The sequence below is a fragment of the Hydrogenophaga sp. FG152 genome, assembly GCF_057809615.1.
The window spans coordinates 258,885-270,172 of the sequence record NZ_JBMDKH010000004.1 but is presented as its reverse complement, the minus strand read 5'-3'; the positions used below and the strand labels follow the sequence as shown (position 1 = coordinate 270,172).

At 72.2% G+C, this 11,288-nt stretch carries 6 protein-coding genes; 2 read left to right on the top strand and 4 right to left on the bottom strand.

The annotated features are described in order from the left end of the window. Window positions 1-20 precede the first annotated feature (20 nt). Both ACODTB_RS07285 and ACODTB_RS07280 read left to right on the top strand, forming a co-directional pair. Window positions 21-827, top strand: coding sequence for an alpha/beta fold hydrolase (locus ACODTB_RS07285; RefSeq protein WP_291116807.1), 807 nt, complete (start codon window positions 21-23; stop codon window positions 825-827). Window positions 828-830: 3 nt separating this feature from the next. Beyond that, window positions 831-1,691: a serine aminopeptidase domain-containing protein gene (locus ACODTB_RS07280; protein WP_291116804.1), complete on the top strand. Its 861-nt coding sequence runs from the start codon at window positions 831-833 to the stop codon at window positions 1,689-1,691. Window positions 1,692-1,700: 9 nt separating this feature from the next. Here the strand turns inward: ACODTB_RS07280 and ACODTB_RS07275 are convergent, their stop codons facing one another. The 4 genes from ACODTB_RS07275 to ACODTB_RS07260 are packed head-to-tail and all read right to left on the bottom strand — an operon-like array spanning window position 1,701 to window position 11,264. After that, entirely contained in the window at window positions 1,701-2,591 is an 891-nt protein-coding gene (locus tag ACODTB_RS07275; protein WP_291116802.1) for an alpha/beta fold hydrolase, read from the bottom strand. Then, window positions 2,591-3,361: an alpha/beta fold hydrolase gene (locus tag ACODTB_RS07270; RefSeq protein WP_291116799.1), complete on the bottom strand. Its 771-nt coding sequence runs from the start codon at window positions 3,359-3,361 to the stop codon at window positions 2,591-2,593. Before ACODTB_RS07270 ends, ACODTB_RS07275 begins: the two co-directional genes overlap by 1 nt. Next, entirely contained in the window at window positions 3,358-6,669 is a 3,312-nt protein-coding gene (locus tag ACODTB_RS07265) for a non-ribosomal peptide synthetase (protein WP_291116796.1), read from the bottom strand. Before ACODTB_RS07265 ends, ACODTB_RS07270 begins: the two co-directional genes overlap by 4 nt. Beyond that, window positions 6,666-11,264 carry a type I polyketide synthase gene (locus ACODTB_RS07260; RefSeq protein WP_488929194.1) on the bottom strand — a complete coding sequence of 1,533 codons (4,599 nt, stop codon included), beginning with the start codon at window positions 11,262-11,264 and terminating at the stop codon, window positions 6,666-6,668. The genes ACODTB_RS07265 and ACODTB_RS07260 overlap by 4 nt, the downstream gene beginning before the upstream one ends. Window positions 11,265-11,288 lie beyond the last annotated feature (24 nt).

Below are 11,288 nucleotides of genomic sequence, written 5' to 3'. Positions count from 1 at the left end.
CACACCACCGATTCGACTCCATGGACCTTGCGATCAGACGTTTTGGCCGCCCCGGGCGGGAAATGGTGGGCGTGTACCAGACCGCCAGCAGCGGTGGCGAACCGCGCGCGCGCTTCCTGCTGTGCCGCCCGCTCGGCCAGGAGGCCGTGCGCACCGCGGCCATCTACCGCGTCGTGGGCGAGCGGCTCGCGCGCGAGCGCTGTGAATCCCTTCGTTTCGACTACCACGGCACTGGCGACTCCCCCGGCAACGAGGAAGACCAATCGCTCAGCGGCTGGCTGGACGACACCCTGGCCGCCCATGAGCAACTGCAGGACGGCGATGGCGCGCCCGTGATCTGGTTCGGCATGGGCCTGGGCGCCACCCTCGCGCTGCGCGCGGCCCTGCGCGCGCGCAAGCCGCCCACGCAGCTCGTGCTGTGGGAGCCGGTGCTCGACGGTCCCACCTACGTGCGCCAGCTCATGGAAGGCCACCAGCGAGAGCTGGTGCGCATGTTCCGCGTGCCCTGGGACCGGCTGCTCGCCAGCGACAAGGGCGTCGCCCCCGGTCTGCCGGGCGACCTGCTCGGCTTTCACCTGGGCCAGTCCCTGGCCGACGAACTGCAGAACCTGCGCGACGTGCAGGTGGCGCCCGCGCTGCGGCGCGGTGTGCGCGTGCTCTGCGCGGTGCCCGATGAACAGCGCGGGCATTTCGCCGACCTGGAGAACCACCCCGAGTTCCGCCTGCACAATATCGGGCAGATCACCGACTGGATGTCCAGTCAGGCGATGGGCACGGCGATCGTCCCTCCGGACCTGCTGCGCGCCGTTCTCTCCACCCTCGACTGACCGATGGCCGAACACACCCTGACGCTGGGGATCGAAAACCACCTCGTCGCCACCTTCACGCCCGCCGACACGGGCTTCAACGGCGCGCCGCCCGTCGTGGCGCTGTTGACCAACTCCGGCGTGATCCCGCGCAGCGGGCCGCACCGCATGAACGTGCACCTCGCGCGCCGCCTCGCGGCCCAGGGCATTCCTTCCGTGCGTTTCGACATGAGCGGCCTGGGCGACAGCCGCCGCACCGCCAGCACCCTGCCGGTGGTCGAGCAATGGGTGGCCGACACGCGTTCGGTGATGGACGCGGCCCAGGCGCGCTTTGGCTGCGCCCGCTTCATGATGGTGGGTTTCTGCTCGGGCGCCGAGGTGGCGCACTTGGTGGCGCTGGAAGACCCGCGCCTGCGCGCCATCCTGCTGTGGGACCTCTACGCCTACCCCACGGCCGCCTCACGCACCCGCACCTTCTTCTACAAGCTGCGCCGCGCGGGCCTGGCGGGCACGGTGCGCAAGGCGGCCGACCGGCTGCTCGGCCTGTTCCGCGCCAGAGCCACCGACGGCGATGGCGGCAACGGCAGCGGGCGCGCGGTGGAAGTCTCCCTCGTGCCGCCGAAAGAGGTCTTCGGCCAGCGCATCCAGACGCTGAGCGACGGTGGCGTGGAGCTGCTGTTTGTCTACTGCGGCGGAGAGCCCGAGTGGTTCAACCACGCCGGCCAGTTCAAGGGCATGTTCGGCCAGTTCCCGTTCCACGAGAAGGTGGGCTTCAACTACCTGGAAGTGTCGGACCACCTGATCACGACACGCACCGCGCAGCAGGCCTTCCTGGCCATGACCGACGACTGGCTGACAAGCCGCGTGCTGCCTTCGAACCGCTGAACCGTTCGCTCAGCCTTTCGGCGGCGAGCGGAAGTTGGTCGCCTTCATCCACGTCTCCACCAGGCCGATCAGGCGGGCGCGGTTGGCCGACGACGCGAAGGTGTGGTCGCATTCCTTGAAGTACTCCAGCCACAGCTGGTCGCCGAAGGTCAGCAGGGGGAAGGCGTCCAGCAGCTGGCGGCGGTAGTTGTGCTGGCGCTGCCGGTCCGAGGTGAGCACGGCCAGCATCTGAACGCCGCTGCCCAGCGCGCGGCCATAGGCGTTCTGCAAAAAGGCCCTGACTTTCGGGTCTTCCAGCGACGGCCCCCGGGCCTCCACCTCTTCGGCCGGCGACCCGCCGGGCACCTTGCTACTCAGGCGGTGCCGCAGCGCGCGCCAGATCGGGTGGCGGCCCAGCATCAGGTTGAGCCAGGCGCGCAAGCCCAGGATGCGGTGGCCGTAGTGGTGCACGTAGTAGCCCAGGGTGCGCGGAATGGACGGGTCCATCAGCGCCACGCCCACCACGCGCTCGTCGGTGCCGGCGTAGATGATGGAATGGTCGGCACCCGAGCACAGGCCCACCAGCACCACGCGCTGCACCTGGCGCGTGGCCTGCAGCATGTCCAGGATCTCGCGGATGTCGGCCAGGGTGGCGTCCAGCGGCGGCAGCGCGTCGTCGCGCGCCTCGCTGTCGCCCAGGCCGGAGAGGTCGACCCGCAGCACACCGAAACCCGCGGCCGCCAGCGCGCGGGCCAGCAGCACGTGCATGCGGTTGGGGCCGACGCGGTGGATGATGCCGGCGTTGAGGATCACGACAAAAGGCGCATCGGGCACGGCCGAGCGCGTGGACGCGGGCGTGATCACCCCGACCATGGATTTGCGGGGGCCCAGCAGCAAGGCCTGTTCGACGACGCGTTCCATCACGCCAGCCACTCCACGACGCGCTGCAGCAGCTTGACGGGCACGGCGCCCGCGCCGGAATGCTGGTCCTCCAGCCAGGCGGGTTGGCTCTGGATGTGCTCGAAGGGCTGCGTGCCGGGCCGCGCCGTTTCGAGCGCGGTGCGCACCGCGTCCTGCCCCAGCACGTTTTCCGAGACCACCATGAGCGTGCGCGCCGGCAGGCCGGGCACGTGCTGCAGCAGGTCGATGGCCTGCAGCTCGGTGGCCAGGGCCACGGACATGGGAAAGCCCAGCAGTTCCCCGGCGTTCACCTTCAAGGCGCGCTCGCGGGCCACGGCCGCGTCCAGGCGCTGCAGGCCGGCCAGGTGGTCGGCCCCCTGCACCACCGGGTCCCACAGCACCACGGCATCCACGTCCTTGCGCCGCACCGGCGCCACGCGGGCCGCGAGCAGGCCACCCAGGCGCAGGCCCACCAGGCCCACGCGCTGCAGGCCGGCGGTGTCCTTGAGTTCGTCGATGGCGGTTTCCACGTCGGCCTGCCAGCCTTTCAGATCGCCCTCGTTCGTGTCCCCGGCGGAATCGCCGGTGCCGTAATAGTCGAAACGCAGCACGTGCACGCCGGACTCGGCCAGCAGCCGGCCGAGCTGGCAGACGCTGCGGTGCGCGCGCAGGTATTCCGTGCCCCAGGGCGGGCAGATCACGACGCCGCGCGCCTTCCCGCCGCGCGCGTGCGCCGGCGTGTAGACGCCGAACAGGCGGCGCGAGCTCTCACCAAAAAACAGTGGCGTCATTCCTGAAGGCTTCCCTTTTCGGCGGCCGCGGTGGCCACCACCTGACGCAGGTTCTGGAAGAACAATGTACGCGCATCCATGCGCCACCCCAACCGCTTTTCCACCGCCTGCGCCACGCGCAGCGACAGCAGGGAATGGCCGCCGAGTTCGAAGAAGTTGTCCTCGGCGCCCACGCGATCGACGTGCAGGATGTCGCGCCAGATCTCGGCCATGGCCTGTTCGTGGCCCGGCTCGGGTGCGACGAAATCGCGCGCGGCCTGCACCGCGTGGCGGAACGGGTCGGGCAGCGCGGCGCGGTCGACCTTGCCGTTGGGCGTGAGCGGGATCGCGTCCACCGCCGCCACCACCGACGGGATCATGTAGTCCGGCAACTGCTTGCGCAGGAAGCGGCGCACGTCGCTGGCGGTCAGGTCTTCGCCCGGCTGGAACGCCAGGTAGGCCACCAGCCGCACATCGGCCGGGCCGGCCTCGCGGCCCATCACCACCGCCTGGCGCACGGCCGGGTGCGCGGACAGCGCGGTCTCGATCTCGCCGAGTTCGATGCGGTAGCCACGCACCTTCACCTGGTGGTCGAGCCGGCCCAGGTGGTGCAGATGGCCTTGCGCGTCCCAGCGCGCGAGGTCGCCGGTGCGGTACAGGCGCGCGCCGGGCTCGCGGGCGAAGCGGTCGGCCACGAAGCGCTCGGCCGTGAGCTCTGCGCGCTCGTGGTAACCCGTGGCCACGCCGGCGCCACCGATGCACAGCTCGCCCGGCACGCCGATGGGCACGGGCTCGCCGCGCGCGTCGACCACGTAGACCTGCGTGTTCGCGATCGGCCGGCCGATGCGGATGGGCGCCGGTGAGGGCTCCACGCGCTGCACGGTGGACCAGATGGTGGTCTCGGTCGGGCCATAGAGGTTCCACAGCTGGGCCACGCGCTCCAAAAGGCGGTCGGCCAGGTCACGCGGCAGTGGTTCGCCGCCGCAGAAGGCGCGCAAGGGGCGCGCCGGGGTCCAGTCGGTTTCGAGCAGCAGGCGCCAGGTGGCCGGCGTGGCCTGCAGCACCGTGGCCCCGCACGCGGCGAGCCAGTCCGCCAGCGCCGTGCCGTCGGTGACGGTCTCGCGCGAGGCCAGTTCGACCCGCGCGCCCACGGTCAGGGGCAGGTACAGCTCCAGACCGGCGATGTCGAACGACACCGTGGTCACGGCCGCGAGCACGTCGTCGGCGCCCAGGCCGGGCTGCAGCGCCATCGACGCCAGGAAGTTGGCCAGCGCACCCTGCGGCACCACCACGCCCTTGGGGCGGCCGGTGGAACCGGAGGTGTAGATCACATAGGCCGCGTCGCCGGCGCCAGCCGAGGGCGCCGGGTTGTCGCCGCTGTGCGCGGCGATCGCGGCCGCATCAGCGATCGGGTCCACGCAGCGCACGCCTTCGGGCGCGCTGACGGCGTCGGCCGCCTCGCCCGTCGTGACCAGCACCTGCGCGCCGCTGTCTTCCAGCATGTAGGCCAGGCGCTCGGCGGGAAAGTCGGGGTCCAGCGGCACGTAGGCCCCACCGGACTTGTGCACCGCCAGCAGCGCGATCAGCAGGTCCAGCGAGCGGTCCATGCAGATGCCCACGCGCACCCCGGGCCGCACGCCCAGGCCCTGCAGGTGGTGCGCGAGCTGGTTGGCGCGGCGGTTCAGCGTGGCGTAGTCCAGGGTCTGGCCGTCGAAGCCCGCCGCGGTGCGCGCGGGCGACTGGGCGGCCTGCCGCTCCAGGCGCTGGGCGAAGAGCGTGGTGTCCAGCGCCTGCGTGGTCTCGTTGAAGCCGTGCACGAGCTGTTCGCGCGCGGCCGGCGTGAGCAGGGGCAGCTGGCTGATCGGTGCTTCGTGGTTCGCCACCGCGCCGCGCAGCAGGGCCTGCAGCTGCGAAGCGAGGCGCTCCATCATGCCGCTCGAATAGAGGTCGCTGCGGTACTCCAGGCTGCAGACCAGCCGGCCGCCCTCCTCGCGCGCGAACCAGGTCAGCTCGTGCAGCGCACCACCACCGGTGATGGCCAGGCCGCTCTCGCTGGTCGAGCCCTGGCTCTGGGCGTTGACGTTGTGCTGCACCACCGCCACCTGGAACAGCGGCGAGTGCTGGAATGAGCGCACCGGGCGCAGCCGCTCCAGCACGCTTTCGAAAGACACCTCGCGGTGCTCGTGCGCGTCCAGCAACGCGTTGCGCGCGCGGCGCAGCAGCTCGCTGAAAGCCGGGTCGTCGCCGGCCTGCAGGCGCACCACCTGCAGGTTCACGAAGGGACCGATCAGGTTTTCGAACTCGGCGCGCTCGCGCACGCCCATGGGGCTGCCCAGCAGCAGGTCGCCCTGCGCCGTGTGCGCGCGCAGCAGCGCGGCGGTGGCCGCCAGCAGCGCCATGTAGACCGTGGCGTTCTCGCGCCGCACCAGCTGGCGCAGGCCCGAGAGCAGCTCGGCGTCCAGCTCGAAGTCCACCGAGGCGCCCTTGGGAGGCGCGTCGGACAACGGCAGGTCGGCGGGAAAGGCCGAGAGCTGGGGCGCGCCTTGCAGCGTGCGCTCCCACCAGTCCAGCCCCGCGGAGGTATCGACCGCGTGGCGCTGCCAGGCGGCGTAGTCGGCGTACTGCAGCGCGGGCGCGGCGGCTTCGTCGTCACGCGGCGCCGCCAGCTCGGCCGCGATCTCGCGGCGCAGCACGTGCAGCGACCAGGCATCGACGGCGATGTGGTGCGCCGCGACCATCACCACCCAGGTGTCGCCCGCGGTGGCGTAGACCTCGAAGCGCGCAGGCGTCTCGTGCGCCAGGTCGATCGGCGTGTGCACCACACGCTCGACGTCGGCATCGATCTGCCACTTCTGTTCGGTCGGGCTCAGGTGCCGCAGATCGTGCATGCGCACCTTGGGCACCTGCACGCGGCGGCCCGTGGGCTTGCCCTGTTCCTCGACGAACACCATGCGCAGGCCGAGCTGGCGCGCGTGCACGCGCTCGATCGCGGCCACCAGGGCTTCACCGCTCACGCCCAGGGGCGCGAGCCAGGTGGTGGCCATCAGGTAGGTGGTGCTGTCGGGTTCGAGCTGCTGCAGGATCCACAGCCGCTCCTGGAACGGCGACAGCGGCAACGGCCCGTCGTGCGCCACGCCGGCCACCGGCCCGGCGCCGGGGGCGCGGCGCTGCGCCAGCAGCGCGAGCAACTCGGTCTTGTGTTCACCGATGGCGTGTTTGAGGTCCTCGTCCAGGCGGCCTCGGGCCGCGCTCACGCGCAGGCGGCCTTCGTCCGCCGTCAATTCGACGCCCAGGCCTTGCAGCTGTGCCAGCAACTCGTGCGCGTTCAAAACTCGATCTCCTCCCGGTCTTCATCCCCAGCGCCGCTCTCGGGCTGGCCTGTGCTCCTGGCGCCCGATGCGCCCTGCGCCACCACTTTCGCCGCCAGTTGGCGGATGCTGGGGCCTTCGAACAGGTCGCGCAGCGACAGGCGCGCGCCGAACTGCTCTTCGATGCGCGCGATGATGCGGGTGGCCATCAGCGAATGGCCGCCCAGCGCGAAAAAGTCGTCGTCGAGCCCGATGTCGTCCACGCCCAGCAGGTCGGCCCAGATGGCGCCGATGCGCGCTTCGATCTCGCTCGGGGCGAGCGCCTGCAGGTCCACCGCGGCGGCGGCGCCCGGCTCGGCCAAGGCGGCCTGGCTCTGCGTGGCTTCGCCCGAGGTGCGCAACCAGGCCTTCAAGGCCTCCACGTCGCGCAGCATGTCGGGCATGACCTGGCGCGTCACGTACACATGCGGCAGGCCGCTGGCGAGCACGCGCCCGAAAGCTTCAGCGCCCTCCTGGGGGCGGATGGCATAACGCAGCGCAGCATGCGAGCTGTCGCCCCCCTGCGCGGCCGAGAAGCCGACGTCGCGCCACGAATCCCAGCCCACCGCGAGCACGCGCTGGCTCGAGCGCGCGAGGCCGGACTTGGCGAACGCGTCCTGGAAGGCGTTGGCGGCCGAGTAGTCGGCCATGCCGGCCGAACCGAAGGACGTGCTGATGGACGAGCACATCATGAAGAAGTCGAGCCCGCTGCCGGCGAGCACGCGGTCCAGCACCAGCGTGCCTTCGAGCTTGGGCCGCAGCACGGCCTCGATGCTTTGCGCCGTTTTCTCGAACACGGTGCCGGTGCCCAGCGCGCCTGCGGCGTGCACCACGCCGTGCACCGCGCCGAAACGCGCGCGCGCCATGGCGACCACGGCCTGCATCTGCGCTTCGTCGGCCACATCGGCCGAACACAGCAGCACCTCGGCGCCGGCGGCCTCCATCGCGCGGATGCCGGCGATGCGCTCCTTCTGCGGCGCGGGCGTGTCTTTCGCCGCCAGCAACGCATCCCACTGCGCCCGGTCGGGCCAGGCCGAACGCGACAGCAGCACCAGCCGGGCCGCGCGCGCGGTGCGGGCCAGCCATTGGCCCAGCGTGAGGCCAATGCCACCAGCACCGCCCGTCACGAGGTAGGTACCGCCGTCGCGCAGCGGCAGAGCGCCCGTGTCGGCGCCCAGGCGCTGCGGCGCGAGCGTGGGCGTCCAGCGATGGCGCCCACGGTAGGCCACCACGCCGTCCGGTTCGGGCCGGGCCGCCTCGGCGCGCAGCGAGGCGGCCAGCCGGGGCGCGGCCTCAGGCGCCCATTCGCTGCCCGCCAGATCGATCACGCGGCAGTGCACGCCGGGCACGTCCAGCGGCAAGAGCAAGGCCGGGCCGAGCAGCAGCGCGCGCTCGGGCCGAACGGACTCGGTGCCCAGCACCGGCTCGCGGTCGCTGCTGAGCACGAGCACCGGCAGCGGCTGGGCGCGCTTGAGGCCACCCAGCGCGCGCGCCAGGCAGATCAGCGCGTCGAAGGCCTGGCGGCGGCCTTGCGGCAGCGCGGCGTCCAGGGCATCGGCCACCAGCGGCGCATCGGGCGCCACGTTCCAGGCGTGCAGCACGCAGGCCAGCGGTGCCGCGCCCAGGGCGCCGAACAGTTGATCGTGGTCGGCTTGTGAACCGGGCGCCACCTCGTAGTGCGTGGCCGAGACCTGCCGGAACGCGTCACCGGCGCTCACCGAGACCACCTCGGCGCCCTGCCCGGCCAGCGCGGTCGCCAGGGCCTGTGACGCGGCGTCGTCGCCCCGGAACACCAGCCAGCGGCCCTGGGCCTCGGAGGACGGTGACAGACCGGTGGGCAAGGCGCCCGCGCGTTGCCAGGAAGCTTCCCAGAACCAGTCGTCGACGGGCCGCTGCACGGCGGCTTCCGCCACCGGGGCCGCCGCCTTGGCGGGCGCGGCCTTGGGCGCCGCCGGGTCCACCGCGTGGCGCTTGCGTTCGAACGGGTAGGTGGGCAGCGGCACGCGGTGCGGCCGCGCCGGGCCGTGCAGGCCGGCCCAGTCGAGCGACACGCCCGCGAGCCAGAGGCGGCTCGCGGCTTCGAGCATCGCCACCGAGCCGCCGCGCGCATCGCGCGCGTTGCCCATGGACAGGCTGGTGCGGCGCACGCCCTCCACGCCCAGTGCCATGCCGGCCAGCGTGGCCAGCGAGCGGCCGGGGCCGACCTCGAGCAGGTGCAGCGAGGCATCGGCCGCCAGCGTGCGCACGCCGGCCTCGAACAGCACGGCGCGGCGCAGGTGCTCGGCGTAGTACGCGGGCGAGGTGGCCTGGGCCGGTGTGATCCACAGGCCAGTGACGTTGGACACGTAGGGAACACCGGGGGCGGCCAGGGCCATCTTCTCGACCAGCGCGGTGAATGGGGCGAGCACGCCTTCCATCATCGAGGAATGGAACGCGTGCGAGGTGTGCAGCGGCTGGGCGTCGATGCCCTGCTCTTTCAGTTGTTTGAGGCAGGCCTCCAGCGCCTCGTGCGGGCCGGAGATGGCGCACAGGCCAGGCGCGTTCACCGCCGCGATCTCCAGCGTGCCGGCCGGCGTGGCCAGCCATTTCTGCAGCTCGGAAGCGCTGAGCTGCACCGCCGCCATGCCGCCGGGCGCCATGCCCTGCATCAGCTGGCCGCGCGCGGCCACCAGGGTGAGCGCATCGGCCAGCGACATCACGCCGGCCAGGTGGGCCGCCACGTACTCGCCGATGCTGTGGCCCAGCATCGCGGCCGGGCGCACGCCCCACGACTGCCACAGCGTCGCCAGCGCGTACTCGGTGACGAACAGCGCCGGCTGGGCATAGCGGGTTTCGTTGATGGTGAGGTCGCCCGCGGGGGCGAACAGCACGTCGCGCAGGTCGCGGCCCAGGGGCTCGCGCAGCAACTCGGCGCAGCGGTCGATCGCGTCGCGGTACACGGCGTGTTGCGCGTACAGGTCGGCGCCCATGCCGGCGAACTGGCTGCCCTGCCCGCTGAACAGGAAGGCCACGGGTCGCTCGCCGCCTTCGTGGCGGGCCGTGTGCACCGGCGCGCGCCTGGGCGCACCGAGCGCGGCCACCGCGTCGGCGGCGGTCGCGGCCACCAGGGTGCGGCGGTGCGGGAAGGCACGCCGGCCTTCCTGCAGCGTCCAGGCCACGTCGCGCAGGTCCTGCGCCGCGCCAGGTCCGGCGAGGTGCTCGCGCAGGCGCTGCGTGGCGGCTTCGAGCGCGGCTTCGCTGCGCGCGGACAGCACCAGCAGCTGCGGTTGGCTGGCGTTTTCCACGCGCTCGATGGCGGGGGCCTCTTCCAGCACCACGTGGGCGTTGGTGCCACCGATGCCGAAGGAACTCACGCCCGCGCGGCGCGGTGCATCCCCCGCTGGCCAGGGCGCGGCCTGGGCGCTGGCGGTGAACGGCGAGCTGTCCAGGCCGAGCTGCGGGTTGGCCTGGCGGAAGTTCACCAGCGGCGGCAGCTCGCGGTGCTGCAACGCGAGCACGGTCTTGATCAGACCCGCCACGCCGGCAGCGGCGTCGAGGTGGCCCAGGTTGGCCTTGAGCGAGCCCAGGCGGCAGAAGCCCTGGTCGGCCGTGCCGGCCTCGAACACCTGGCGCAGCGCCGCGATCTCGATCGGGTCGCCCAGCGGCGTGGCGGTGCCGTGCGCCTCCAGGTAGCCGATGCTGCGCGGTTCCACGCCCGCCAGCATCTGCGCCGTGGCGATGGCCTCCACCTGGCCGTCCACGCTGGGCGCGGTGTAGCCGGCCTTGCCAGCGCCGTCGTTGTTGATGGCCGCGCCGCGGATCACGGCGTGGATGGTGTCGCCATCGGCCAGCGCATCGGCCAGGCGCTTGAGCACCACGATGCCGGCGCCGGCGCCGGGCCGCGTGCCCTTGGCGTCCACGTCGAACGGCCGGCAGTGGCCGTCGGGCGAGAGGATCATGCCCTCCTGGAACAGGTAGCCGCCGCGCTGCGGGAAGTTCACCGACACGCCGCCGGCCAGCGCGATGTCGCACTCGTGCCGCTCCAGCGCGCGGCAGGCCACCTGCACCGCCACCAGTGAGGTCGAGCACGCGGTCTGCAGCGTCATGCTGGGCCCGTGCAGGTCCAGCTTGTAGGACACGCGCGTGCAGAGAAAGTCCTTGTCGTTGCCCAGCATGAGCTGGTAGCCGCCCACCGACGCGGCCAGCGCCGGGTCGCGCAGGATCTGCGACAGCAGGTAGGTGTTCATGCTGGCGCCGGCGTAGACGCCGACGGCCTGCGCGACGGCACCGGGCGCGTAACCCGCGTGCTCCAGCGCCTCCCACGCGCACTCCAGGAAGATGCGCTGCTGCGGATCGATCACCTGCGCCTCGCGCGGCGACATGCCGAAGAAGCCGGCATCGAAGTGGTCGGCGTCCTCCAGCACGGTGCCCTTGCGCACATACTGCGGTTGCGCGCTCAGGGCCGGGTCCACGCCCGCGCCGTGCAGGTCGGCGTCGCTGAACGGTTCGAGCGACTCGACGCCCTCGCGGATGTTCCGCCAGAACGCGTCCAGATCGCGCGCGCCCGGGAAGCGCCCCGCCATGCCGACGATGGCCATGGCGTGCTCGGGAAATTTCTCGCT